This window comes from Paenibacillus sp. J45TS6, assembly GCF_018403285.1.
Classification (GTDB): Bacteria; Bacillota; Bacilli; order Paenibacillales; family Paenibacillaceae; genus Paenibacillus.
This window is the reverse complement of sequence record NZ_BOSJ01000001.1, coordinates 452,229-477,338: the sequence shown is the minus strand read 5'-3', so window position 1 is coordinate 477,338 and position 25,110 is coordinate 452,229. Positions and strand designations below refer to the sequence as shown.

Sequence of the window (25,110 nt, the reverse complement as noted above, 5' to 3'; positions counted from 1 at the left end):
CATGAAATACGATATGCTACTTCTTCGTTTTGGAGAATTTACGTTAAAAGGTAAAAACCGCAGACGTTTTGAAAAATCAATAAAAAGTCATGTGAAATCGAAGCTTACTGCATACCCCGGAGCTACCATCGTAGAAGAATATGGACGGATGTATGTGGGGCTTGGCGGACATGACTATTTGGCTGTAATCGAGGATTTACGAAAAATTTTCGGACTTGTTTCGATCAGTCCTGTCAAGGTAACGGCCTCAGAACTGGATGAAATTGTAGATACTTCGCTTGCATTCATGAAGGAGATGCGCCCTGCCCCGGGTACAACATTTAAAGTGAATGCCAGACGTGTATGGAAAGGGTTTGAGCACTCCTCTCATGAAATGAATCATCTGGTAGGATCACCTTTGCTGCGTACGTTCCAAGAACTTAAAGTTGATGTACGAAAACCGGATATCGAACTAAAAATCGAAATCAGGGAGACAGGAACGTACCTCTTTTTCGAATCTTTTTCCGCTGTAGGAGGTTTTCCAAGAGGGACGAATGGCAAGGCAATGATGTTGTTATCAGGAGGAATTGATTCGCCTGTAGCAGCCTGGTCTTCCATGAAAAGAGGATTGGAACTCGAACTGGTTCACTTTTTCAGTTTTCCTTTTACCAGCCAGAAAGCCAAGGACAAAGTTATTGACCTTGCTAGAGTGCTGGCTGGATATTCGGGCGAGATCAAGCTGCATCTGGTTCCTTTTACGGAGGTGCAAACTTCGTTTACCCAATTGGGACAGGACAATCTGATCATTACTTTAATGCGTCGTTCTATGCTCCGCATTGCAACCATGTTGGCGGAACGTGAAGGAGCCCTTGCTATTGTTAGCGGGGATAGTCTCGGTCAGGTTGCGAGTCAGACGCTTGGCAGTATGAATGTCATCGGAAGAGCAACGGCTCTGCCTCTTCTGCGGCCGCTTGTTATGATGGACAAGATGGAAATTGTAAAAATAGCAGAGGAAATTGGGACCTATGAATTATCCATTTTGCCTTATGAGGACTGCTGTACTTTATTTGTTCCTAAATCTCCAGCAACCAATCCGAACCTTCGGATTGTAGAGAAGTTGGAAGCATCTATTGAAAATTTGTCTGAACTATTAGAACAAGCCGTAGCTAATACGGAAACGATCACGCTTGGAGACGGCAAGGATCTCGAATCCAGCGCGATCGAAGAGGATTGGTTATAAATATAGGATCATACGAAAAGAGCTGCCTCTATCATCCGCTGGATGTATAAAGACAGCTCTTTTTGCAATGAATTTTACGAATAAGAATGCTGCTGACCGTGCTTCGCACTTTTTTGTTTGCGATAGCCTGCAAAGAGTACGCCTGCAATGACAAACGCAATGAATAGAATACGTATTACAGGATGTGCGGTAAAGAAGGGTTCAAGCACTTTCTCCTCTGTAATCATGTTGGAAGCGGTATAACCAAGGACCGCAGCACCCAGGAAAATAATCCACGGAAAGCGGTTGATGAGCTTAATAAACAGCGTACTTCCCCAGACAATAATCGGCACACTAATTAACAATCCTAAAATAACGAGAAGTAAATGTTGTTCTGCCGCACCTGCCACAGCGATTACATTATCGATACCCATAGCTGCGTCGGCAATAACAATCGTTTTTACTGCTGTCCATAAGGAAACTCCTGCTTTTACTTCGGTATGCTCGTCCTCTTGATCCGCAAGCAACTTATAGGCGATCCAGATTAGAAGCACGCCTCCTACAAGTAACAGCCAAGGAATCTGCAACAGCCATAGTACGACAACCGTAGCTGCAATCCGAATTAAGACAGCACCGCCGGTACCATATATAATCGCTTTTTTTTGAGTTTCCTGAGGCAAATTTCGGGCAGCGAGTCCGATGACGATTGCATTATCGCCGGCCAGTATAAGGTCGATAAATACAACCTGCAGCAAGCTGACTATAAACTCGCTGAAATTCATGTAGGTCACTCCTTTTATTAAAACGCTCTGTTTGGTATAAATCGGAATTCATTATATTCCTCTGCCCGAACATCGTCAAGCATAGGCTTGGCAACGTGAACATACATCTAATGTATGGGGGTGTTCGTAACGTATGAACGAGCTATGGTTGCTGGCACAAATACTTATGATCAATCTTGTGCTTAGCGGAGATAATGCAGTGGTTATTGCACTAGCAAGTCGTAATCTGCCGGAACCTAGAAGAAGACAAGCTGTTTGGTGGGGCGCATTCGGTGCCGTCTTATTAAGATGTATCCTGACCTTTGTTGCGGTGCTTATACTCGAAATTCCGTACATTCAGGCAGCGGGTGGACTGATGCTTCTTTATATCGCATTCAAGCTGCTGCTCGAAGATACAGGAGAGGTGAATGTCCGTGAGTCCTCCACACTGTGGAGTGCCATTCAAACGATTCTTGTTGCAGATTTTGTGATGAGTCTGGACAATGTTTTAGCGATCGCGGCCATCGCAGACGGAGACCTTGCTCTGATCGTTATCGGAATTGCGATAAGCATACCTATCGTCGTATGGGGGAGCGGAATTATCGTAACTTTATTGCAAAAATATCCGATTCTCGTATTTGCAGGGTCTGCAATCTTAGCGTATACGGCAGGAGAAATGCTGCTTCGCGATCCGAAACTAGGCATCTGGCTACAGCAATATCTGTTTGGATATCAGGGGTTAATTCCTGCCATTGCTGCTGTATGTATTATGGTTAGCGGTGTTTTTCGAAAATTGATACACTACCGTGTTTAGTATTCTTTATGAGGATATTTAATAGGAAAGATACCGGCAGAAATTGCCGGTTTTTTGTTTGATTTGGTTATGCTAAGAGTATAGAGGCACCTGCTTTCATCTAAGAAGAATGGAATTAGCTGACAGAGTAGTTTTTTGTAAAAACATAGGATAAACTATACATAGATCGGGTGCTCAGTCCTTTGTGTTTTTGGAAACAGGATAATCATTAAGGCAATAAGAAACAACAAATATATTATTTTTGATGGATGAGGTGAAGGGATCGTGAGAGGAAGAAACGAACGTGCTATCGGCATATTCATCGCGGTAGCCGGTCTTGTTATTTTGCTAGGTAAACTTGGTGTATTTGGTTATATTGGACGAAACTTTTGGCCGCTTGTTCTATTGATACCTGGTATTTTACTGCATCTGTATTACTTTTTAAGAAAAACAAGTACGGTGATCCTCATTCCAGCTGGAGTATTTACAGTCTATGGAATTTTATTTCTGGTCTGCAATCTGACCGGATGGTATCTGCTTGCCTATCTTTGGCCGGTTTTTATTTTTGGTATCGCCCTGGGGCTTTTCGAGTACGCCTTATTTGAGTACCCAAGACCGGCAACCATTTATTCCACTTCGATTATAGGGCTTGCTGTTTCGATCGTTCTTTTATTTATAACGCTTCTTACGACCGGATTCATCTATCTATTTGCGGCCATTTTAATCTTCGCAGGCATTTGGCTCATTTTTGGCAGACCGAAACCAAATCGCAGATTTCGAAGATAATAGACTTGATTTTTGACGAATTTAGTCTATAATATAAGGGATATAAGTGGATTAAGCGCGCTCGGATGATCCGGCGCTTCTTTTTTGAGCATTCCGTTTTATTTACAAATAGACTTGATTTTGGAAAGGATATGGATACAAACCATGCATGTAAGAAAAAACATTCGCAATATTGCGATTATTGCCCACGTTGACCACGGGAAAACGACGTTAGTTGACAAATTGCTTCAACAATCAGGAACATACCGTGATCACGAGGCTGTACAAGAACGCGTAATGGACTCTAATGATATAGAACGTGAACGCGGAATTACTATCCTAGCTAAAAATACGGCAATCAACTATAAAGATTTCCTCATTAACATTGTGGATACTCCAGGACACGCTGACTTTGGCGGCGAAGTAGAACGGATCATGAAAATGGTTGACGGTGTACTTCTCGTTGTCGATGCTTACGAGGGATGTATGCCACAGACGAAGTTTGTACTTCGTAAAGCACTTGAGCATAACCTTACTCCGATCGTAGTTGTTAATAAGATTGACCGTCCGGCTGCACGTCCAGCTGAAGTAATTGATGAAGTACTTGATCTGTTTATCGAACTAGGTGCAAATGACGAACAGCTTGACTTCCCAGTTGTATATGCTTCCGCTTTGAACGGTACATCTAGTCTTGACCCTGAGAAACAAGACGACAACATGATGAGCCTGTACGAAACAATCGTAGACCACATCCCGCATCCAACCGAAAGTGTGGAAGAACCCCTTCAATTCCTCGTTACTTTGATGGACTACAATGAATACCTTGGTCGTATCGCTATCGGACGTGTAAACCGTGGTGTAATTAAACAAGGACAACCTGTTACGGTAATGCTTCGTGATGGTGGTATGAAATCTGCTCGTATTGAGAAATTGTTTGGTTTCCAAGGGTTGAAACGCATAGAAGTAGCCGAAGCGGGCGCAGGCGACATCGTTGCTATTGCCGGAATCAAAGATATCAACATCGGCGAAACCATTGCTGATCCGAATAACCCTGAAGCTTTGCCGGTTCTAAAAATCGATGAGCCTACACTTCAAATGACATTCCTTGTAAATACAAGTCCTTTTGCTGGCCGTGAAGGTAAATGGGTTACTTCCCGCAGACTTCGTGATCGTCTCTTCAAAGAGCTCGAAACAGACGTGAGTCTTCGTGTAGAAGAAACAGACAGCCCGGATGCGTATATTGTTTCAGGTCGTGGTGAACTTCACCTTAGTATCTTGATTGAGAACATGCGCCGTGAAGGATATGAACTTGCTGTATCCAAACCAGAAGTTATCGTTAAAGAAGTCGATGGTAAGAAAATGGAGCCGATTGAGCGTCTTCTGATTGATATTCCGGAAGACAGCATGGGAGCTGTTATGGAAAGCCTTGGATCACGTAAAGCGGAAATGGTGAACATGGTGAACTCCGGAAACGGTCAAGTTCGTCTTGAATTCCTGATTCCAGCACGTGGACTCATTGGTTACCGTACAAACTTCCTGACCCTTACTCGCGGTTATGGTGTAATGAATAATGCATTTGACAGCTATGGTCCACTCGTGGGCGGACAAGTCGGCGGTCGTCACCAAGGCGTACTCGTATCCAGTGAGAGCGGAGTATCTACTTTCTACGGTATGATTGGGGTAGAGGATCGCGGAACGTTATTCCTTGAGCCAGGAACTGAAGTTTATGAGGGTATGATCGTTGGTGAGCACAACCGTGACAACGACATCGTCGTGAACATTTGTAAGGAAAAACAATTGACTAACGTTCGTTCTGCATCTAAAGACGATACAGTTAAAATGAAGACTCCAGTTATTTTCTCTCTTGAGCAAGCTCTTGAATACTTGAATGATGATGAATATTGCGAGATTACTCCTAAATCGGTGCGTCTTCGCAAGAAAATTCTTAATAAGAGTGAGCGCGAACGTGCTGAGAAACATCGTAAGATGGCGCAAGCTAACTCTTAATCGTCTTCAGTTAAGATAAGGAAAAGAGAGCATGAACCTAAGGAAGGAGTTGACTCGCCATGCAAGCATGGTTAGCGTCACACCCGATCATAAGTTATGTGGTGATTTTTGTACTGATCACGTATGTCTACAATAAGGTATTTCGTCCACAGCAAAAATTGTCATTACCGAAAGAGATATTACTGTACATCTTTATGGCCATAGGTGCTTTCATGCTGCTTATTTTCCAAATTGATAAACTGCCAATTATACAATGTTTACTTGTTGCTGTGGGACTGATGCTGCTAGTCCGAATTCGTTATTTCGTCGAAGGACGTCAGAAGAAAAAGACACAAGCATCTGGACAGACAGGTAAGATGTAAGCCGAAAGAGTTATAGGGTGCATACCCAATACGATTTCATAAATGTAATGGAGAAGACCGCTCTTTGAGCGGTCTTCTCCTTATTTAAGGGTATTTATTTCTATAGATTTGATATAAACCGATAAAAAGCGGTAATATAAGTAGAAGTCAGAATGATAGAAACAGGTAAAGGTGTTGAGAGAATGAGTATAGGTTCTAATGGACTTCCTCCTCGAAATCAGGGAGATAAGAAGCCTCCTTCTAATGGGAAACAAGACCAACATCAGAAGAAGAAAAGGAAAAGCCCTTTTCGTAAATTAATGAAATTGATTATGATCTTTGTAATTCTCGGTGTAGTGGCAGGCGGCGGCTATTTATATATGATTTATAACAATGTAATCAATACGGGAACGGATTCACCCGTTGCTGCGGAGGATTCAGCTAAGGTAAAACCGCTGACGATGTTGATTCTGGGTACAGACTATCGCGAAAAAACGAATACTCATCTTACCGATGTCGTTATGGTGGCTTCGATGAATCCAGCTACAGACTCGGCTACCCTTGTATCTTTACCGAGGGATACACTGATTCAGCTTGATGGTTATTCACAGCGCAAGCTTAATGCCTACTATCCTAGGTTTAAGGCTGCAGAAAAAGAGTCAGGAATAACCGCCGAAGAAGAAATGCGCGTGATGCTGAGCAAATACTTAGACCTAGATATTGATTATGTGACGGTTCTGAACTTTCAGGCTTTCTCAGACGCAGTAGATGCACTTGGCGGTGTTGACGTAAATGCATCGCAGAATATGTGCTACAAAGATAATGCCGATGGCACAGACATTAATATCAAAAAAGGCCCGCAGCATCTGAGTGGAGATCAAGCACTCGATTATGTACGTTATCGTAAATCGAATTGTGATCCGAAGACGCCAGCTTCAGATGACTTCTCTCGTAATCAGCGTCAAAACGAAGTGCTGCAATCGATGATGGATCAGATGAAATCACTTGGTGGTATAGTGAAAATTGGAAAAGTGGTGGGAGCAGTAAGTGATAACATCACGACTACCGTAGAAAGTGATCAAGTGAAAAATTTCATCTCTGCTTACTGGGACATGTCAAAGGATAACGTGAATTTTGTACCGGTGACAGGAACCTGGAACAGCCCTTATGTATATATTAATCAAAATGAATTAACGAAAGCCAAAGAAGCACTCGCACAGGAACTTGCAGGTGAACACGTCTTTGTTAACTCTACTTCTAGTGAATAGTAGGAACGAGGCTTCAGAACCCCAGTGAACCCAATTCACTGGGGTTTTTTTGGCTCCATTTAATGCTTTTCATAAATAAATTGGTTTATCTCAGGATATTTTCAGGAAAATGAACAATTATTTGCTCCTTAACGAATACATTGAAATATGGGATGCAAGATTGTCCTTACCGCTGCTACAAAGCTTGCCTAACTGTGCTTAAAAGACGCCGCCTTGGAGGGGATACCAATGAAAAAAATTTTTGTATTGGATACGAATGTGCTGCTTCATGACCCGGGCGCCATTTATGCTTTTGATGAGCATGAGGTCGTCATTCCAGCAGTTGTCTTAGAGGAAATTGACTCGAAGAAGCGAAATGCGGACGAGATTGGACGCAATGCAAGATATGTATCGCGTTTATTAGACGGCTTAAGGGAGCAGGGTCACCTGCACAGCGGGGTACCATTGCCAGAAGGCGGCAGATTAAAGGTGGAACTAAATCATCGCAGTTTTGTTCGAGTGCAGGAGATGTTCGGGGAAGTGACGAATGATAATCGTATTTTGGCTGTCGCGCTAAACTATCACCTCGAAGAGCAAGAAAAGGAGGAAGCGGATCAGGTTGTTCTCGTAAGTAAAGATGTGCTTGTCCGAATCAAAGCGGATGTGCTTGGTTTATATACGCAAGACTATTTATCCGATCGTACGGCGGATCCTAGTGATTTATATCCTGGTTATTCTACAATTAAAGTTCATCCTTCCGTCATTGATGAGTTTTATACGTATCGATTTCTTCCTATTAAGCCTTTACAGCTGCCTTATGCTCTATATCCGCATGAGTTTGTTATTCTTAAGGATGAGATGGGTACAGGGAAATCAGCCTTACTAAAAGTAAATCAAGAAGGAACGAAGATGGAGCCGCTGTATTTAAGTAATGATCCTGTATGGGGCATCGTAGCGAGAAATGCACAGCAACGGATGGCTCTCGAACTTTTATTAAATGATGAAATTCCGTTGGTTACAATTACAGGAAAAGCTGGAACAGGCAAAACGTTGCTTGCTTTAGCAGCAGGACTGCTTAGAGTGGAAGATGATCATAAATATAAAAAACTTCTGATTGCAAGACCGGTCGTACCGATGGGAAAAGATATAGGTTATCTACCTGGAGAGAAGGATGAGAAGCTACGTCCTTGGATGCAGCCTATTTATGATAATCTCGAATTTTTATTTGATACGAAAAAATCAGGTGATATTGATAAGATTTTGATGGGGCTTGGCAGTATCCAAGTTGAGGCCTTAACTTATATTCGAGGAAGGTCGATACCAGGACAGTTTATTATTATCGATGAAGCTCAGAATTTGTCCAGACATGAAGTAAAAACCATTGTTTCCCGAGTAGGGGAAGGAAGTAAGATCATTCTCATGGGGGATCCGGAACAGATCGACCATCCTTATCTGGATTCATCAAGTAATGGACTCACTTATATTGTGGAACGTTTCCGTCAGGAAGGGATTAGCGGACATATTATGCTTGAAAAAGGAGAACGATCAAAGCTCGCGCAACTCGCAGCTGATTTATTATAAGAGAACATGGCCTATTTATTTCCCGGGAAAAGGGTCTATTATTTAAAATCGGAGAACCGGCATAAAGAACCGGTTCTTTTTGTATGAAAAAAAGAAGAATGAGGAACAAAAACTCAAAGGAAGTAGGACAGCAGACCCAATTATTTGTTACAATAGTTGGTAAATGGAAGCTTTGTTTTTGCGGAAGGAGCAAGAGCCTTGAAACGGAGAAATCATTGGATTCTGTTTGTTGTATTGTTATTGTCCCTAACCATACTTTCACCGAGTCTTGATCTCGTTCAAGATCAAACAAAAGAAGAGAGAGACGACGTGACAGATATATTCTCAGTTCCTGCTCCGGAGACTACGCATAAAAATAATCCTTTATCTGTTCTGGTATCGATGGACGATGAAGAATACGAAATATTTCAGAGTTTTGCTATGAATACAGCGAAAGAGATCGGCATGGAAATTACGATAACAAATATAGAAACAGCTGATTTTTATTCAGCGTTTAAGGAAACGTTCATGATGGGGGAAAGTCCGGATACTTTACTTATTGATAACCGGTATATAAAATGGTACGCCAAAAAAGGATATGCTCGTCCGATGACGGGCGGAGATGGAAATATAGCTGCTGGTGATTCTTTTGATTCTGTGCTTCGAGCAGGAGAGTGGAACGGGTACCTGTGGTCTATTCCCATGGATTTAGATCCCTATGTGTATGCTGAGTATCGGAACGAAGAAACGAGTAAAGAGCCGCTGCAATCGACTAGTACACGGGATGAGTGGGTATCTCGTTTTACGGGGTGGGGAGAAAGGCTGAATAAGCCTTTTTATTTCAATGGAGAAGATCCTGTGGCCTATGCTTCTTGGCTTACTTTCCTGGGGATTTATTCAGATGTCTCACACGTGTTTGAGTTAAATGACGAACAAGAAGAGGATGCATTACAGCAGATTCAAGCTATACAGCCTCTATTTTCTTATATTAAGACAGAGCGGTACAATCTCAAGTCCGTCAGTGCAGACTTTCAAGCAGGGATCATTACTCTATCAGAGCTCATTCCTGTTCATAGAGAAGAACTTTCTTCCTACATTAATAATGATGTGAAGTCTCAGTCCCTTGCTGTAAAAGGACGTAGTTTTATTATCTCTCCTAAATCAACGCAAAAAGAAGCGACAGTAGAGTTTCTTACGAAACTTACATCGCCAAAGTCAGCAAAAAATTGGTTTGCTCTCTCAGGTAAGCTTCCAGTATATTCCACTCTGTATACAGATCCCGATCTGTTTGATATAACCAATGCGATCCCGCTGCAAGCTTTAGAAGAAAGTATGGAAGAATCATTACTTCAGGATGAAAATCATGTGTTATCTGATCCTGAAAAGTCTTGGACAGCAGCGGAAACGATTGAACAATTTATACATGGGCAGCTCTCTTTAGAAGAATATGATGTACAACTGGGTCTACTAATGACAGATTCAAGATAGGAATTTCTTGAGTTGTGAATAGCCCTATTTGAGTGAAAGTTCCATCGTGACTTCTAGTGTTTGTTCTCTGGTTGATACACCGGTCGCCTTAATGAAGGACATTAATTTCTGAGGGTAAAATCCAAGGTCGAATTCTTGCTCAAGCATCGTACGTGTCGTATCAGGGAGTTCAAACTGGTTAAAGATGAGCTTATCAACGTGAAAAAGAATACCGTTCTCTGGTTCATCAATTACAGAGTAATGACCATAAACCGCGAGTTCAAGGTCGTCACGTTTTCCAGAAGCAATAATGTAATCGTCGCTAAACTCAAACGAAAAATCCTGGAAAATTTCATTCTCTGATCTTAAAAAATCATTTAGCTGCGCTTCGGTAATTGAAATGGTATAAGTGCCGCGATTCATAGAGAGAATGCCAGGTTCTTTTTGCACGTAGGATGGGAGATTCTCCATCGCCACAGCCAGCGCATTAAAATATTGATGAACTTCATGAACTCCAACGTTATTCCAATAGGAAGTCAGTTCTACAATCAACTTCTCCATGAGGTCTCTTTGATCACTCGAAGAGAGTCCTTTTTCCACTTCTTCTTCAAGGGCCATTACTCGTTCTCTTTGATTGATCAGGTTTTGTTTTATCTGCTCAAGTTCAGTTGCACTTTGATCCAGTTCCGCAGAGACAGTCGTTAATTCATTGTATTTTTTATGATAGGCACGCAGGGTTTCCTGATCACCCAATATAATCATCTCATAATAACCAGCTACAATCTGGAGTGAACGAAAAGAATCTGAATTCAAAAGAATCTGGAGGAGCTGATTACGCTCACCCATATAATAGGATCTAACGATCGAACCTGCTCGCTCTTCGTGACTGACCATTTCCTCTTTGTGTTGTTTGAGTTCTGTTTCAAGTAGTCGCTGCTTTTGCTGAAGTTCTTCTTGCTTATCTAGGATGCGTCTAATTTCATGATCAATCTCGACGATCGAGAGACTGTTCTGGAGTATATTTAGGTTATCTTCTTCTATAGAAAGTTCTGCGTGGACATAAGAGCCAAAGTTCGCCATAAGAAGAAAGCAAATAGTAAGCCATACGATCTTAGCGTGTAACCGGTGTCGCAATTGATTCTCCTCCTAACGCAAGCTTGTACCTTGTTAAAACATAATATGAAAAAGAGAATAAATAAAGAACGGTTTGGCAGTAACAGCCAAACCGTTCTTTATTATGTTCTTTATAGAGGATTGCCCATTACAAATACAGTCCAATAACTGAAGCCGGAAAAACTAACAATCATGTAAGCCCAGAATAAAAGGATGTACGTTCTCTCGGTGAATTTCAAATAGCCAAGTACAACAAAGAAGACGGTTTGAAAGAAGAAAAGAAAGGCCATTTCTAGCATATTTGCGGCAAAAGCCATAAGTCCAATCGTTAGAGTGAAAAAACCAAGCACACGAAACATGCGCGCCACGATAGCAACCCCCTTTCTGATAATTCGATCAAATGTATACTAAGTAACATTATAGCCTTTAAGGAAAAAGCTGTAAATAAAAATCGGGTTTGAAAGCGAAATCTTTTCGGGTATGACAATGCTCAAAATTGGGAATACATTTTAATATGAAATAGATTCTATGAACTCTATGAAGGGCATAAGAATGATTAAAGCTGCTTTTATAACCGGCTTACACTCTGGCTTACTATGCCGGAGTGAGGTTGTGATAATGGATGCAAGTTAGGAGGTTTATAGCATGACTGCTGTGAGACAAGATGCTTGGAGTGCAGAAGATGATTTGATTCTGGCTGATGTGACGCTTCGTCATATTCGTGAAGGAAGTACTCAGCTGGCTGCTTTTGAAGAAGTAGGGGATAAGATTGGAAGGACTTCTGCTGCTTGTGGTTTTCGCTGGAATAGTTTTGTACGCAAAAAATATGATGAAGCCATCGGAATCGCAAAGGCTCAGCGTCAAAAAAGAAGTTATTCAAAAAGACAATCTGCAGTACAGCCGCAGGTTGCAGCCCTTTCTGTAACAGATACGGAAGAAATGGTATATCGCTCAGAAGCGTTTTCAGAAGAAACGTTATCTATTGATGCCGTAATCCGGTTCCTGAGACAATGGAAAGGAATGGTTCACGAAAATGCTAGACATTTAAAACTCTTGGAGAAAGAGCTTCGTGAAAAAGAAGAAGAGTTAAACGATTTGAAGTTTGAGAATGAACGATTGTTTAAACAAGTGAACGAGGTACAGACTGACTATCGTGTAGTGAACGATGATTACAAGGCGCTGATCCAGATTATGGACCGGGCAAGAAGACTAGCATTTCTGTCAGAAGAAGAGGAAGAAGTGAAATCTAGGTTTAAAATGGATGCGAACGGCAATCTCGAACGTATTGATTAATACACAGATTAAGCCAGTATCTAAGACCCGTATTATCGCTATTATGCGGTAGACGGGTTTTTGTCATCTTATCCTTCTGTTATCATAATAGATAAATCAATTGTAATGGGAGTGGAATCTGTTTTGATGATTGATGTAATTGGTGCTGGGGCACTGGGACTACTATATGGAGGCCAGCTTGCGGCATCTGGTGAATCGGTCCGTTTATGGGTGCGAACAGAGGAACAAGCGGGTGAACTCGTGAAGAATGGGATTCACATTACGGACCCCAAGGGGCATGTATCAAAAGTGCAAGTCTCATATCTACAGATCTATGTTATAAACCGCTTTGAAGAGATATGGCAGAGGCAGCCGGGAAATCTATTGATGATCATGACAAAACAAGGAGCAATTAATGATGTGATTGAGGTGCTGAGGAGCGTCGATGTGGATATACCCATTTATTGTTTTCAAAATGGAACAGGGCATACTCGCAAAATCGCTTCGGCCTTGCCTAAAGCCTATGTGTTTGCCGCGGTAACTACAGAAGGGGCGAAAAGAACAAGCAAGTATGAAGTGATTCGAGCAGGTTATGGAGAAACTCTCCTAGAGTCTTGCGAAGAAGAGCAAACGGAAGCAGTAAATGTGATGTTGTATTTTACAGAAGCGTTGCTCAAAGCAGGATTTACTACAAAATCGTCGAATGAAATCGATAAGCTGGTTTACCGAAAACTGATGATCAACGCGATTATCAATCCGCTTACTTCAATTTGGAGAATTACAAATGGTGAGTTATTACATAGTTCCTATCGATTGCAGACGATGAAACAATTGTATGTTGAAGCAACTCGTGTGTATGATGCGCTGTCTATTCCTTATGATGCGGACTTATGGGAACAAGTGATTCAAGTGTGCCGTTCCACCGCAAGTAATCGGTCTTCGATGTGTACAGATGTCATGAATGGGAAAGCAACAGAGATTGATGCAATTAACGGTAGTATTATCGATATGGCAAAGGAGGCAGGGGTGGCTGCTCCTGGACATGAGCTTGTATATAAAATAGTTCAAGGGATGTTAATAGAGGAGGAAGTGTAAAATTTGGATACAATCGAATCTTTCCTGAGCGTGCTGAGCATGCTCCCTTTTTTTCCGTTTCTCATTGTGTATTTCCTCGTCCTTTATTATAAGAAGCAAAAGAAAGTTGCCCTTCTTACCGCAATGGATGTAACGACGATCTTTCTTATTGCTGCGGTTGCTGCTCTATTTAATAATACATTTGACTCAGGGTTTGGATTCTATTTGATTTTAATCTTGTTACTTATTGCTCTCGGTCTGATCGGAAGTGCCCAAACTAGATTAAAAGGAAAGATTGATTATAAGCGTATGTTCAGGGTCGTTTGGCGCATGGCATTTGTCTTGATGGGGTTTAGTTACTTAGTACTTATGGCCTTTGGATTATTCAGTTACATAATAGCTTTGATGTAAGAAAATATGACATAGATTGTGTGCGTTTTGTGTCGAAAGAGTCGAATTTTGAAAAAATATGTAGAAGAAGAAAAAGTTATATGGCTTTTTTTGACCACTGGTTGTATAATCTATAAACATATACCACATTTTTAGGGGGAAATGCTAGATGAAGAGGAAAAGTTTGCTAGTCCTTTTGACGCTTGTTCTTGCATTTGGTACCGTACTTGCAGCGTGCGGTTCAGATAATAGCAATGATAGCAGTCAAGGTGATGGTTCTTCCACACCAACAGAACAGGTTTTGAAAATTAACTTGAGCGCTGAACCACCAACTTTTGACCCTGCTCTTGCGCAAGACAGCCAGACGAACACCGTTTTGAAAACGATGTATGAAGGCCTTGTTCGTATGGATTCTGAAGGCAACGAAATTGCAGGTGTAGCTGAAAGTTGGGAAATTTCCGAAGATGGACTGATCTATGAGTTCAAACTTCGTGAAGATGCTAAATGGAGCAATGGCGACGCAGTTACAGCAAATGATTTTGTGTTTGCTTGGAAACGCGTACTTGATCCTGCAACCTCTCCAGCGCCTCCGTATTCCTATCAACTTTACTACATTAGCGGTGCAGAGGAATACAATACTGGCGAATTAACAGATTTCTCCAAAGTCGGCATTGAAGCTGTGGACGAGCATACTTTGAAAGTTACTCTTAAAAATCCGACTCCTTATTTCTTGGGTCTGACTTCATTCTATACTTACTATCCGGTTCACCAATCGGTAGAAGGTAATGATAAATGGGCAACTAACAAAGATTCGATGATCACTAACGGTGCATTCACGCTCACCCAGTGGACAACGGGACAAAAAATTGAGGTAACGAAGAACGAACAATATTGGGATAAAGATAATATCAAACTTTCAAAAATCGATATGTCTTTGACACCTAGCGGTGCAACTGAGCTTTCCTCTTATAGAAGCGGAGAACTTGATTATGCTGGAGCTCCTAACGGCGAAATCCCTACTGATCAAATTCCAGGCGTAAGTAAAGAATTGCCAGAGGAATTCCATTCTACTGGTATTGCAAGTACTTACTATTATATGTTTAATACAACGGCTGAGCCGTTCCAAAACGCGAAAATCCGTAAAGCATTTACAATGGCGCTTACTCGTCAATCCATTGTTGATAATGTAACCCTTGGCGGACAAATTCCTGCATACGGTTTTGTTCCACCAGGTATTAAAGGTGAATCAGCACAATTCCGTGAGGAAGTAAAAGATGCAGAGTACTTCCAAGAGAATGCAGATGAAGCGAAGAAATTGCTAGAAGAAGGTATGAAAGAAGAAGGATACACTACTCTTCCTAAGATTACTTTGATCTATAACTCGAGTGAAGCTCACCAAAAATTGGCGGTAGCTGCTGCGAATATGTGGAAAACCGTTCTTGGTGTGGAAGTAGCTACACAAAACCAAGAGTGGGGCGTATTCCTAGAAACTCGTAACAATCTTAACTATCAAATTGCACGTGCAGGTTGGTCTGCTGACTATAATGATCCAATGACATTCATGGATATTTGGACAACAGGTAACGGTAATAATGATTCTGGTTATGCGAATCCTGAATATGATGCTTTGATTGAGAAAGCGGCAGAGGAAAAAGATCTAGCTAAACGTAATGAGTACTTCGCACAAGCTGAGAAAATCTTGATTCAAGATGATATGGTTATTGCACCGGTGTACTATTATACGAATGTGTCACTCACTAAACCTAATCTTAAAGGTGTGAGCCTTGACTTTAGCGGAGCGATTGATTTCACCAGAGCTTATCTTGAGAACAAGTAATCATCTAACAGTATAGTTATTTCGGGATATATATGTGGGTAACCCCTTATATATCCCGATTTTTTATTTGTTCTACCAATTTCCAGAATTAAGTAATTTTTTGCATATAACGAAAATGAACTTACTATTATTATGCTGATTTACTTGTGATTCACATCTGTTAATTCTATGCGGGAGGTGTTCAAGGTCATGGTAAGATACGTGATCAATAGGCTTGTCTTTATGCTGATATCATTATTTATCCTCATCTCCGCAACGTTTTTCTTAATGAAGGCGATTCCGGGTAACCCATTCATGGGGGAAAAAAATGTATCACCTGAGATTGAAGCTAGACTGATGGAGCAATATGGGCTGGATAAGCCGGTTTTCCAACAATATACAAAGTATCTTGGTGATATTGCCACAGGTGACTTTGGTATTTCAATGAAAAGACTTAATCAAGATGTAGGCGGTATCATTGGCGACACATTTGCTGTTTCTCTTAAACTTGGAGCCGTTGCGATCGTAGTTGCTGTCATTGTTGGTGTTTTGCTAGGAATGATTGCAGCTATGAATCATCGCAAGATTATTGATAATGTAGCGATGATATTAGCCGTACTGGGTATAGCGGTGCCGAGTTTCGTGCTTGCATCTCTACTGCAATTTTATCTAGCTCAAGAGTTTGGCTGGTTCAAGGTAATGGGACTTAACGGACCGCTTGACTACGTTCTTCCAGTAGCCGCATTATCTGCTCAGCCGATTGCTTTTATTGCAAGGTTGACGCGTTCGAGTATGCTCGAAGTCCTTCATGCAGATTATGTGAAGACGGCGAAGGCGAAAGGTCTTAACAGTATTACGATTATGTTTAAACATATTATTCGTAACGCGATCCTTCCGGTCGTAACTTATGTGGGTCCGATGACGGCCAATATTATTACAGGATCCGTTGTCATTGAACGTATATTCGGGATCGGCGGTATCGGTAAAGTATTCGTTGAAAGTATTACAACTCGTGACTATACGATGATTATGGGAATTACGATTTTCTACGGACTCATCTTGATGGTAGCACGCTTTATTACAGATATCGCTTATGTCATCATTGATCCGCGTATCAAATTATCCAACGGGAAGGAGGGCTAGGTAATGTCTGCAAATCAATCTCATATCGATCCAAACAACTTGCAGCTTACACCCGAAGATTTTAGAAAGATCGGGGTAGACGAGAAGCAGGCAGAAGTTATCCAAAGACAAAGTGTCTCTGCCATGCGAGATGCTTGGGAACGCCTTCTGAAGAACAAGCTTGCCATGGGCAGCCTAGTCGTCCTCATTACCATTATAATTATGGCTATCTTAGCTCCGATGTTTTCGGGGTATGAATACGATACACAAGATCTTATGAAAACCAACCAACCGCCATCTTCTGAATTTTGGTTTGGAACGGATGATCTCGGACGCGACATGTGGGTTCGTACCTGGTCTGGTGCGCGGATTTCACTGCTTATTGGTTTTGCAGCAGCATTTATTGACCTTGCAATCGGTGTAATCTACGGCGGTATCATGGGATTCTACGGCGGACGTGTCGGAGAACTCATGAACAAATTCTCTGAAATCTTATATTCGATCCCTTACCTGCTAGTAACGATTCTACTACTTGTCGTATTTGAACCAAGTATAGGTACGATTATATTAGCTTTATGTATCACAGGCTGGATTAATATGTCCTGGATCGTGCGCGGTGAGATTATGCAGCTGAAGAATCGAGAGTTCGTTCTGGCTTCTAAATCGATGGGTGCCAATTCTTCTAGACTTATTTTTAAACACTTATTGCCAAACGCAGTAGGTCCTATTATTGTCACGCTTACGCTTTCTGTACCAAGTGCCATCTTTAGTGAAGCGTTCCTAAGTTTCTTGGGACTTGGTGTACAAGCTCCTAGGGCTTCTCTTGGTTCAATGATTGAGAATGCACTGACAGGATGGATGTACTATCCTTGGCGGATGTTGTTCCCAGCAGGTCTTATCAGTTTGATTATGCTTGCGTTTAACTTGTTTGGTGATGGTCTTCGTGATGCACTTGATCCAAAACTGAAAAAATAGGAGGTGGATGTAATGGATTCGTTGTTACAGGTTAAAGATCTTAACGTTTCTTTTAAAGTAAGAGACGGAGAGGTGAAAGCTGTTCGCGGTATGAACTTCGAGATTGGCAAAGGGGAGACAGTTGCGATCGTAGGTGAATCAGGTAGTGGTAAAAGTGTAACAGCTCAAACCATTATGCGTTTGATTCCGTCTCCACCATCTATCATTAATAAAGGTGAAATTATCTTTCAAGGGCAGAATTTGCTCAAGAAGACAAATAGACAAATGGAAGCAATCCGCGGCAAAGATATCGGAATGATCTTCCAAGATCCAATGACTTCACTGAATCCAACGATAAAAATTGGACATCAGATTACTGAAGTTTTGATTAAGCATCAAAAGATGTCCAAAGAAAAAGCGAAAAAAGAAGCCATCGCGATGCTGAAGATGGTAGGAATCAAGAATGCGGAAGCGAGATTTAATCAGTACCCGCATGAGTTCTCTGGCGGTATGCGTCAACGAGCGATGATTGCCATCGCCCTTGCCTGTAAACCAGCTCTTCTTATTGCAGATGAACCGACTACGGCTCTTGATGTAACGATTCAAGCCCAAATTATGGATGTTATGAAAGATATGCAGGATAAGCTGGGTACATCGATCATTTTGATCACGCATGACCTTGGTGTTGTAGCCGGGATTGCGGACCGTGTTATCGTTATGTATGCAGGTGAAGTGGTAGAAACGGGAACCAAATATGAAATCTTTAAAAATCCGCAGCATCCATATACAAGAGGGCTCATGCGCTCCATGCCTCGTTTGGATCAGAAAAAGGATGAGCCTCTTATTCCTATCGTGGGGACTCCGCCGGATCTGATCAAACCTCCGGTTGGCTGCCCGTTCGCAGCGCGCTGCGATAGTGCAATGAGCATCTGTCAAAAAGTGGACCCAGCGGCTACTGTATTCAGTGATACGCACTCGGCTCGTTGCTGGGAACATCATCCTATGGCGAAGGAGGTACATTCCTCATGATGAGTAACAACTTGATTGAAGTAGAAGGTCTGAAGAAGTATTTTAATGTAGGAAATAATCGCACGCTTAAAGCGGTAGATAACCTGAACTTTTACATTCGTGAAGGAGAGACTCTGGGCATGGTAGGGGAGTCTGGCTGTGGTAAATCAACAGCTGGCCGTACCATTCTTCGTTTGTATGAGCCAACTGCAGGAAGTGTAAGATTTAACGGAACGGATATTTACAAATTACCTCCGAACAAAATGAAAGCCATGCGCCGAGACATGCAGATGATTTTCCAAGATCCTTACGCATCACTCAATCCGAGATTTACCGTTGCTGACATTGTTGGAGAAGCGCTTGATATTCACAATATGGCAGGCAGCAGCAAGGAACGTAAGAAACGGATTGAGGAATTGCTTGATCTGGTTGGTCTGAACGCGGATCATGCCAACCGTTATCCTCATGAATTCTCTGGTGGTCAGCGTCAGCGGATCGGTATCGCTCGTGCACTGGCTGTAAATCCAAAGTTCATTATTTGTGATGAGCCTATCTCTGCACTGGATGTATCGATTCAGGCTCAGGTGGTTAACTTGCTCAAAGAACTTCAGGATCGTCTTGGTTTGACTTATCTCTTTATTGCCCATGACCTTTCTATGGTTAAGCATATCAGTGACCGGGTTGCTGTTATGTATATGGGTAAAATGGTAGAACTAGCGGAGAGCGATGAGCTTTATGCCAATCCAATTCATCCATATACCAAAATGTTGTTATCTGCGATTCCGATTCCGGATCCAGATATTGAAGCAAACAAAAAACGTATCATTATGCCAGAAGATGATGCGGGTCCAATTAGTAACGGTAAAGAGGGCCAGGGTGCAAAAAGTGCATACAACCTCGATAACGCTAAACTTATTGAAGTATCAAAAGGCCATTTTGTAGCTGAACCATACGCTTAATGTAATGTAAGAAGAAGCCATCGATGAGATCATCGGCGGCTTCTTTCCATTGAAGTGGAAAAGCTGAATGTGCTGCTCTTTGAGAAGGAATACTTCATCTATAACTGAAGTATCGTTCTGATTATTACTTTGACGGGAACTTAAGCATTCGGTACAATCGAATAAGGTTTTAAATGAATAGGAGGTTGACCTCATGAATGTAATTCCTGAGGCGCTTCGTAGTGGATCACCACTCGCGGAACATTATTTACGTTACGATGAGGCCATACATCATTTGTACGAATATGATTTTCGTGATGCGGGAAGCTACGCAGCGCGTGCTGAATGGCTGGATCGAACCGAAGATACACGGGTGGATCGCCAAGATATCGTACGTTTTTTGCGTTCATATAATAGAAGACTAAATTCACATCCCGCAGTAATGGAATCTATTGCGCGTTTGGCACAGCCGAATGCACTTGTAATTTCGGGTGGACAACAAAGCGGACTCTTTACGGGCTCATTACTTGTTATTTATAAGGCCGCAACGATCATTAAGGCTGCAAGAGAAGCTGAAATGAAGCTAAATCGCCCTGTCATTCCTGTCTTCTGGATTGCAGGTGAAGATCATGACTGGGATGAAGTCGATCATACTTACATGATGACAGCTGATCTAAATATTACGAAGGTAAGAATGCCGGGTCGGTATGATGGAAGAGCATCTGTCAGTGAAGTCAGCGTAGATCGGGATAACTGGCTTGAAGCGATACATAAGCTGGAAGAACTGCTTCCAGATACTGAGTTTAAACCTGGTCTCATTTCTGATATCAAGGCAGCGGTTCAAGATGATAACCTAAGTCTTAGTGATGTATTCGCTAAATTGATGGGTCAATTGTTTGGTTCTTATGGACTTGTATTGCTGGATTCGGCAGATCCCGAGCTGCGTGCACTTGAAGTTCCTATTTTTGAGCGGATGATTGAAGACAACGATTCTCTGGAACGATGTTATCATGAATCGGCAGGGCATGTCGTAACCAGTGGGTTTGGTATGCAGGCTGAGGTAACTGCAGACTGTGCTAATTTATTTTATATCCATGAAGGTTCTCGGTTGCTGCTACATAAAGAAAACGGGAAGTTTATCGATCGTAGAGGATACGTTTCTTTTACCAAAACGGAACTCATTGATATACTAAGACAACATCCGGAACGTTTTAGCAATAATGTTCTGACACGGCCGCTGATGCAGGATTCTCTGTTCCCTGTGTTATCTACCGTTCTGGGTCATGCAGAGATTGCTTACTGGGCTTTGACCAAAGAAGCTTTTCACCGTTTTGGGCTCAGAATGCCGATTTTGCAGCCAAGGATGTCTTTTACAATCTTGGATCAGCATATTCAAAAATTAATGGATAAATATGATTTAAGTTTCCATGATATTCAGTATGCATTTAATGATAAAAAGGACACTTGGCTCAGCACTCTAGATGAATTTAACATGAATGAACAATTTGAATTGTTGAAAACTTCATTCCATAAACTGTATGCTCCCGTACTTGAGCAGCTAAATCAGATTGAGCCGGGGCTTGGTCGACTTGGCGTTACAAACAGCAGTAAGATTGAAGAACAGATTTCCTATATGCAGCTGAAAACAAAACAGGCTATCGCACAGAGGCATGATGCTTCAGTGAAACAATGGGATACACTAGACCTGACCTTATTCCCAATGAAACGTCCACAAGAGAGAGTCTATAACGTATACGGTTATTTAAATCGCTATGGTACACGCTGGCTTACGGATCTCATGAATATTCCTGCTGATCTTAGCGGCCATCATCATATTCTGTATATATAAATGGAGGAACAAGGATGACTACGGAAGCACTGAGAAATAGTATTGTTGCAGATATGGGGCTTGCTCCAGAAGGACATCTCAAAATTGATTGGGTAGAAGCTCACATGCCGGTTCTTAACCGGGTGCGCAAAGAGTTTGAGGCAGATTTGCCTTTTAAAGGCCTGAATATTACGATTTGTCTTCATCTTGAAGCAAAAACAGCTTATCTTGCGAAAGTCATTCAAGCGGGTGGGGCGAATGTAACCATTACAGGAAGTAACCCGCTATCCACACAAGATGATGTATGTGCAGCCCTCGTTGAGGATGGGATCACGGTATTTGCTAAATACAATCCTGACCCTGCTGAATATAAGCAGTTGATTATTAATGCGCTGGAAACAAAACCTGATTTCATCATTGATGATGGCGGGGATCTGGTTACGATTCTTCATTCGGAGAGACCTGAGCTGCTTGAAACCATTCGAGGCGGAGCAGAAGAAACGACAACAGGGATTATTAAGTTAAAAGCCCTCGAAAAAGAGGGAGTGCTGAAACTTCCGATGGTCGCGGTTAATGACGCATACTGTAAATATCTTTTCGACAACCGTTATGGCACAGGACAATCTGCATTTGATGGCATTATTCGGACAACGAATCTTGTCGTAGCGGGCAGTACAGTGGTTGTTGTGGGTTATGGTTGGTGCGGTAAAGGTGTGGCAATGCGTGCTAAAGGGCTCGGAGCGAATGTGATTGTAACCGAAGTAGACCCGATTAAAGCGGTTGAGGCTCATATGGATGGATTCCAAGTTATGCCGATGATCGAAGCAGCAAAACGGGGGAACTTCTTTATTACCGTTACGGGTAACAAGGATGTCATCACAGGTGAACACTATGATGTGATGAAAGACGGAGCGGTTTTGGCGAATGCAGGTCACTTTGATGTGGAAGTGAACAAACCTGAACTTGCTAAACGTGCCGTTTCCATCCGTACCGTTCGTAAAAATATCGAAGAATACCGCTTTGCAGATGGCAGAAAAATGTATCTTCTTGCTGAAGGACGTCTGGTTAACCTGGCAGCAGCAGATGGGCATCCGGCAGAAATTATGGATACTACATTTGCGCTGCAAGCACTCGGACTTCGTTATGTAAGAGAAAATTATGAAACGCTTGATCGTTCTGTCATTAAAGTCCCTTATGAGATTGATGAGAAAGTAGCAAGGTACAAACTGGATAGTCTAGGTATTACCCTTGATACACTGACTGAGAAACAAAAAGCTTATCTCGATAGCTGGAATGCATAATTATTTTTGAGGTAGAAAAGAGTGATGTGAAAGCCTGAATAAGGCGGAACACATCACTTTTTTTGTGCGTCAAGGTAGTCTCTTTACAGGTTTTCCAAAAAGTTTCATAGCAAGCTAGAAGGGTTTTGATTTTTACAGGCGAATCTATTATGCTTAAGTGGTGGAAAGTGGAGCAAAGTGGAGAGTTTAGGGTGAGGAGTGGTGGACAATGTTTATGGGGGAGTTCCAACATAGCATTGACGATAAAGGCCGAATCATTATTCCGGCTAAATTCCGCGAACCTCTTGGACCTAGCTTTGTGATCACTCGAGGCTTAGACCAGTGTCTGTTTGTGTACCCGATGGAAGAATGGGTGATCATGGAACAGAAACTTAAAGCTCTTCCGCTGATGAAATCCGATGCACGTGCATTTACACGCTTTTTTTTCTCAGGAGCAACAGAATGCGAACTCGACAAACAGGGCAGGGTAAATTTACCGCCCAATTTGCGGGATTACGCCAAGATGGACAAGGAATGTGTGGTTCTTGGTGTTTCGAATCGGGTGGAGATCTGGAGCAAAGGCATTTGGGAACAATACTACAGCCAATCTGAAGAAACGTTTAATGATATTGCCGAAAAGCTGGTCGATTTCAATTTTGAATTTTAACGATGGCAGTAAGGAAATCAACAAGAAATCACATAACTGTGCAGATAGGAAATAGCAAATCTGTAAATCAAAACAATGTCTGGAGGACAAGCAAGTGTTTCACCACATTACCGTACTTAAAGAAGAAGCAACCGAAGGACTTAACATCAAACAGGACGGGATTTACGTGGACTGCACGCTCGGCGGTGCGGGTCATAGCTCGGTTATCGCTTCAAAACTGGGACCACAGGGAAGACTCATTGCCCTTGACCAGGACGATTGGGCGCTTGATCATGCCAAGAGTAAACTATCGGAGTTTGATACGAACATCACGCTCGTAAAGACTAACTTTCGGGATTTGACCGAAGTGCTGACTGCGCAGGACGTGCCTATGCAAGACGGGATACCACAAGTGGACGGTATTTTGTACGACCTAGGTGTGTCGTCACCCCAGTTTGATGAAGGAGAACGCGGATTCAGTTATAACCACGACGCACCACTTGATATGAGGATGGATCAATCCGCTCTTTTGACGGCAAAAGACATCATTAATGAGTGGAGCGAAGAAGAAATTGCTCGAATTTTGTATGTTTATGGCGAAGAAAAGTTTTCAAGACGCATTGCGCGGGTAATAGTTGAAAAAAGAAAGTCTGCACCTATTGAAACTACAGGCGAATTGGTCGATATCATAAAAGAAGGTATTCCGGCGGCTGCCCGGAGAACGGGCGGTCATCCTGCCAAACGAAGCTTTCAAGCACTTCGAATTGCCGTGAATGATGAGCTCGGTGCATTTGAGGAAGCTTTACATCAGGCTGTGCGTTGTCTTAAGCCTGGAGGCAGAGTATCTGTTATTACGTTTCATTCCTTGGAAGACAGGATATGCAAACAGATTTTTAGCAGTTATTTAGAAAAATGCACATGCCCAACTGACTTCCCGTTATGTGTCTGCGGGGGTAAAGGAACGCTGCGACTCGTAAATCGTAAGCCAATGGTACCCACAGAAGCAGAACTGTCGCAAAACCCCAGAGCGCGTTCAGCAAAGCTGCGTGTAGCGGAGAAACTGTAACCTATTGAAACGTAAGGAGAGTCGACTATGGCCTATACACGTGGCAATCTGGCAATGAAAGAGAGAGCAAATGCTGAACAGCTAAAGCCTAATCGCTATAAGGAGACGACGAAAGTCGTTACGCGGAGAACAGGTCTGCCTCCAAGAGAGAAATTCCTGTATCTGATGACTGTAATCGTATGTATAGCAATTGCGAGTGTTTTGGTGGGCAGATATGCAAATATTTACGATCTGAACAAGCAGATGCACACGGCAAACCAGAGTATTGAAAAGTCTAACAAAGAAATGGCTGTAATTGAAGTTCAGAAAGAAAAATTGGAAAGCGATATTGTTGCGAAAGCGCGGGAGCTGGGTTACATTGAGCCATCTGCCGATCAAGAGGCAATCCGAGTTCAAAGAACGTCAGTAACGACCGGCACTCCGTAAGGAAGGACAATACTGACGAGTGAATGTGAGGTTTGATG

The 25,110-nt window shown here is 42.2% G+C and carries 24 protein-coding genes; 21 read left to right on the top strand and 3 right to left on the bottom strand.

Going from position 1 to position 25,110, the window contains the following annotated elements:
• Nucleotide 1 precedes the first annotated feature (1 nt).
• Nucleotides 2-1,219, top strand: coding sequence for a tRNA uracil 4-sulfurtransferase ThiI (gene thiI / locus KJS58_RS02340; RefSeq protein ID WP_213530070.1), 1,218 nt, complete (start codon nt 2-4; stop codon nt 1,217-1,219).
• Nucleotides 1,220-1,293: 74 nt separating this feature from the next.
• On the opposite strand, the gene KJS58_RS02335 is transcribed toward thiI, so the two are convergent.
• Nucleotides 1,294-1,980, bottom strand: a complete 687-nt coding sequence (locus tag KJS58_RS02335; RefSeq protein ID WP_213530068.1) for a TerC family protein — start codon at nt 1,978-1,980, stop codon at nt 1,294-1,296.
• Nucleotides 1,981-2,113: 133 nt separating this feature from the next.
• Here KJS58_RS02335 and KJS58_RS02330 point away from each other — a divergent pair, with 133 nt between their 5' ends.
• From KJS58_RS02330 to KJS58_RS02300, 7 genes are all read left to right on the top strand, one after another.
• Nucleotides 2,114-2,773 (top strand): TerC family protein, encoded by a 660-nt coding sequence (locus KJS58_RS02330; RefSeq protein ID WP_213530066.1) that lies wholly within the window; start codon nt 2,114-2,116, stop codon nt 2,771-2,773.
• Between the two features lie 264 nt (nt 2,774-3,037).
• A complete protein-coding gene (locus KJS58_RS02325; RefSeq protein ID WP_213530064.1) occupies nt 3,038-3,538 on the top strand; it encodes a hypothetical protein in 501 nt (166 codons plus the stop codon).
• A 144-nt stretch (nt 3,539-3,682) separates the two neighbouring features.
• Nucleotides 3,683-5,524, top strand: a complete 1,842-nt coding sequence (gene typA, locus KJS58_RS02320) for a translational GTPase TypA (protein ID WP_213530062.1) — start codon at nt 3,683-3,685, stop codon at nt 5,522-5,524.
• Between the two features lie 59 nt (nt 5,525-5,583).
• Nucleotides 5,584-5,886, top strand: a complete 303-nt coding sequence (locus tag KJS58_RS02315) for a YlaH-like family protein (protein ID WP_213530060.1) — start codon at nt 5,584-5,586, stop codon at nt 5,884-5,886.
• Between the two features lie 182 nt (nt 5,887-6,068).
• Nucleotides 6,069-7,133, top strand: a complete 1,065-nt coding sequence (locus KJS58_RS02310; protein ID WP_213530058.1) for an LCP family protein — start codon at nt 6,069-6,071, stop codon at nt 7,131-7,133.
• Nucleotides 7,134-7,361: 228 nt separating this feature from the next.
• On the top strand, nt 7,362-8,693 hold the full coding sequence (locus KJS58_RS02305) for a PhoH family protein (RefSeq protein WP_213530056.1): 1,332 nt from the start codon (nt 7,362-7,364) through the stop codon (nt 8,691-8,693).
• 198 nt (nt 8,694-8,891) lie between these two features.
• Complete coding sequence (locus KJS58_RS02300) at nt 8,892-10,160, top strand: extracellular solute-binding protein (RefSeq protein ID WP_213530054.1); 1,269 nt, start codon at nt 8,892-8,894, stop codon at nt 10,158-10,160.
• Between the two features lie 24 nt (nt 10,161-10,184).
• Here the strand turns inward: KJS58_RS02300 and KJS58_RS02295 are convergent, their stop codons facing one another.
• Complete coding sequence (locus KJS58_RS02295) at nt 10,185-11,273, bottom strand: hypothetical protein (RefSeq protein ID WP_213530052.1); 1,089 nt, start codon at nt 11,271-11,273, stop codon at nt 10,185-10,187.
• A 110-nt stretch (nt 11,274-11,383) separates the two neighbouring features.
• Nucleotides 11,384-11,620 (bottom strand): DUF2626 family protein, encoded by a 237-nt coding sequence (locus KJS58_RS02290; RefSeq protein ID WP_213530050.1) that lies wholly within the window; start codon nt 11,618-11,620, stop codon nt 11,384-11,386.
• Between the two features lie 277 nt (nt 11,621-11,897).
• Between KJS58_RS02290 and KJS58_RS02285 the strand changes: the two genes are divergently transcribed.
• The 13 genes from KJS58_RS02285 (at nt 11,898) to KJS58_RS02225 (ending at nt 25,072) form a co-directional block, all read left to right on the top strand.
• Nucleotides 11,898-12,545, top strand: coding sequence for an RsfA family transcriptional regulator (locus KJS58_RS02285; protein WP_213530048.1), 648 nt, complete (start codon nt 11,898-11,900; stop codon nt 12,543-12,545).
• A gap of 126 nt (nt 12,546-12,671) precedes the next feature.
• A complete protein-coding gene (locus tag KJS58_RS02280; protein WP_249716867.1) occupies nt 12,672-13,619 on the top strand; it encodes a ketopantoate reductase family protein in 948 nt (315 codons plus the stop codon).
• A 3-nt stretch (nt 13,620-13,622) separates the two neighbouring features.
• Nucleotides 13,623-14,009, top strand: a complete 387-nt coding sequence (locus KJS58_RS02275; protein WP_374705771.1) for a DUF3397 domain-containing protein — start codon at nt 13,623-13,625, stop codon at nt 14,007-14,009.
• A 148-nt stretch (nt 14,010-14,157) separates the two neighbouring features.
• A complete protein-coding gene (locus KJS58_RS02270; RefSeq protein WP_213530044.1) occupies nt 14,158-15,825 on the top strand; it encodes a peptide ABC transporter substrate-binding protein in 1,668 nt (555 codons plus the stop codon).
• Nucleotides 15,826-16,014: 189 nt separating this feature from the next.
• Nucleotides 16,015-16,947 carry an ABC transporter permease gene (locus tag KJS58_RS02265; RefSeq protein WP_213530042.1) on the top strand — a complete coding sequence of 311 codons (933 nt, stop codon included), beginning with the start codon at nt 16,015-16,017 and terminating at the stop codon, nt 16,945-16,947.
• A 3-nt stretch (nt 16,948-16,950) separates the two neighbouring features.
• Nucleotides 16,951-17,901 carry an ABC transporter permease gene (locus KJS58_RS02260; protein WP_213530040.1) on the top strand — a complete coding sequence of 317 codons (951 nt, stop codon included), beginning with the start codon at nt 16,951-16,953 and terminating at the stop codon, nt 17,899-17,901.
• 12 nt (nt 17,902-17,913) lie between these two features.
• Entirely contained in the window at nt 17,914-18,909 is a 996-nt protein-coding gene (locus KJS58_RS02255; RefSeq protein ID WP_191798881.1) for an ABC transporter ATP-binding protein, read from the top strand.
• The gene (locus KJS58_RS02250) at nt 18,906-19,847 is read left to right on the top strand and encodes an ABC transporter ATP-binding protein (protein WP_283771230.1); all 942 of its coding nucleotides are present in this window, start codon (nt 18,906-18,908) and stop codon (nt 19,845-19,847) included. The genes KJS58_RS02255 and KJS58_RS02250 overlap by 4 nt, the downstream gene beginning before the upstream one ends.
• Before the next feature lie 193 nt (nt 19,848-20,040).
• On the top strand, nt 20,041-21,675 hold the full coding sequence (gene bshC / locus KJS58_RS02245; RefSeq protein ID WP_213530038.1) for a bacillithiol biosynthesis cysteine-adding enzyme BshC: 1,635 nt from the start codon (nt 20,041-20,043) through the stop codon (nt 21,673-21,675).
• Between the two features lie 14 nt (nt 21,676-21,689).
• Nucleotides 21,690-22,955 carry an adenosylhomocysteinase gene (locus tag KJS58_RS02240; RefSeq protein WP_213530036.1) on the top strand — a complete coding sequence of 422 codons (1,266 nt, stop codon included), beginning with the start codon at nt 21,690-21,692 and terminating at the stop codon, nt 22,953-22,955.
• A 208-nt stretch (nt 22,956-23,163) separates the two neighbouring features.
• Nucleotides 23,164-23,601 carry a division/cell wall cluster transcriptional repressor MraZ gene (mraZ, locus tag KJS58_RS02235; RefSeq protein ID WP_191798884.1) on the top strand — a complete coding sequence of 146 codons (438 nt, stop codon included), beginning with the start codon at nt 23,164-23,166 and terminating at the stop codon, nt 23,599-23,601.
• A gap of 94 nt (nt 23,602-23,695) precedes the next feature.
• Nucleotides 23,696-24,646: a 16S rRNA (cytosine(1402)-N(4))-methyltransferase RsmH gene (gene rsmH / locus KJS58_RS02230; RefSeq protein ID WP_213530033.1), complete on the top strand. Its 951-nt coding sequence runs from the start codon at nt 23,696-23,698 to the stop codon at nt 24,644-24,646.
• Nucleotides 24,647-24,673: 27 nt separating this feature from the next.
• Nucleotides 24,674-25,072, top strand: a complete 399-nt coding sequence (locus KJS58_RS02225; protein WP_213530031.1) for a hypothetical protein — start codon at nt 24,674-24,676, stop codon at nt 25,070-25,072.
• Nucleotides 25,073-25,110 lie beyond the last annotated feature (38 nt).

What these genes read in the sequence shown, in the direction of transcription:
- KJS58_RS02330 (WP_213530066.1), top strand. Translation starts at nt 2,114, where the DNA reads ATGAACGAGCTATGGTTGCTGGCACAAATACTTATGATCAATCTTGTG.
- KJS58_RS02270 (WP_213530044.1), top strand. Translation starts at nt 14,158, where the DNA reads ATGAAGAGGAAAAGTTTGCTAGTCCTTTTGACGCTTGTTCTTGCATTT.
- KJS58_RS02265 (WP_213530042.1), top strand. Translation starts at nt 16,015, where the DNA reads ATGGTAAGATACGTGATCAATAGGCTTGTCTTTATGCTGATATCATTA.
- KJS58_RS02260 (WP_213530040.1), top strand. Translation starts at nt 16,951, where the DNA reads ATGTCTGCAAATCAATCTCATATCGATCCAAACAACTTGCAGCTTACA.
- KJS58_RS02310 (WP_213530058.1), top strand. Translation starts at nt 6,069, where the DNA reads ATGAGTATAGGTTCTAATGGACTTCCTCCTCGAAATCAGGGAGATAAG.
- KJS58_RS02335 (WP_213530068.1), bottom strand. Translation starts at nt 1,980, where the DNA reads ATGAATTTCAGCGAGTTTATAGTCAGCTTGCTGCAGGTTGTATTTATC.
- KJS58_RS02250 (WP_283771230.1), top strand. Translation starts at nt 18,906, where the DNA reads ATGATGAGTAACAACTTGATTGAAGTAGAAGGTCTGAAGAAGTATTTT.
- KJS58_RS02285 (WP_213530048.1), top strand. Translation starts at nt 11,898, where the DNA reads ATGACTGCTGTGAGACAAGATGCTTGGAGTGCAGAAGATGATTTGATT.
- typA (WP_213530062.1), top strand. Translation starts at nt 3,683, where the DNA reads ATGCATGTAAGAAAAAACATTCGCAATATTGCGATTATTGCCCACGTT.
- thiI (WP_213530070.1), top strand. Translation starts at nt 2, where the DNA reads ATGAAATACGATATGCTACTTCTTCGTTTTGGAGAATTTACGTTAAAA.
- KJS58_RS02305 (WP_213530056.1), top strand. Translation starts at nt 7,362, where the DNA reads ATGAAAAAAATTTTTGTATTGGATACGAATGTGCTGCTTCATGACCCG.
- mraZ (WP_191798884.1), top strand. Translation starts at nt 23,164, where the DNA reads ATGTTTATGGGGGAGTTCCAACATAGCATTGACGATAAAGGCCGAATC.
- bshC (WP_213530038.1), top strand. Translation starts at nt 20,041, where the DNA reads ATGAATGTAATTCCTGAGGCGCTTCGTAGTGGATCACCACTCGCGGAA.
- KJS58_RS02240 (WP_213530036.1), top strand. Translation starts at nt 21,690, where the DNA reads ATGACTACGGAAGCACTGAGAAATAGTATTGTTGCAGATATGGGGCTT.
- KJS58_RS02280 (WP_249716867.1), top strand. Translation starts at nt 12,672, where the DNA reads ATGATTGATGTAATTGGTGCTGGGGCACTGGGACTACTATATGGAGGC.
- KJS58_RS02255 (WP_191798881.1), top strand. Translation starts at nt 17,914, where the DNA reads ATGGATTCGTTGTTACAGGTTAAAGATCTTAACGTTTCTTTTAAAGTA.
- KJS58_RS02315 (WP_213530060.1), top strand. Translation starts at nt 5,584, where the DNA reads ATGCAAGCATGGTTAGCGTCACACCCGATCATAAGTTATGTGGTGATT.
- KJS58_RS02225 (WP_213530031.1), top strand. Translation starts at nt 24,674, where the DNA reads ATGGCCTATACACGTGGCAATCTGGCAATGAAAGAGAGAGCAAATGCT.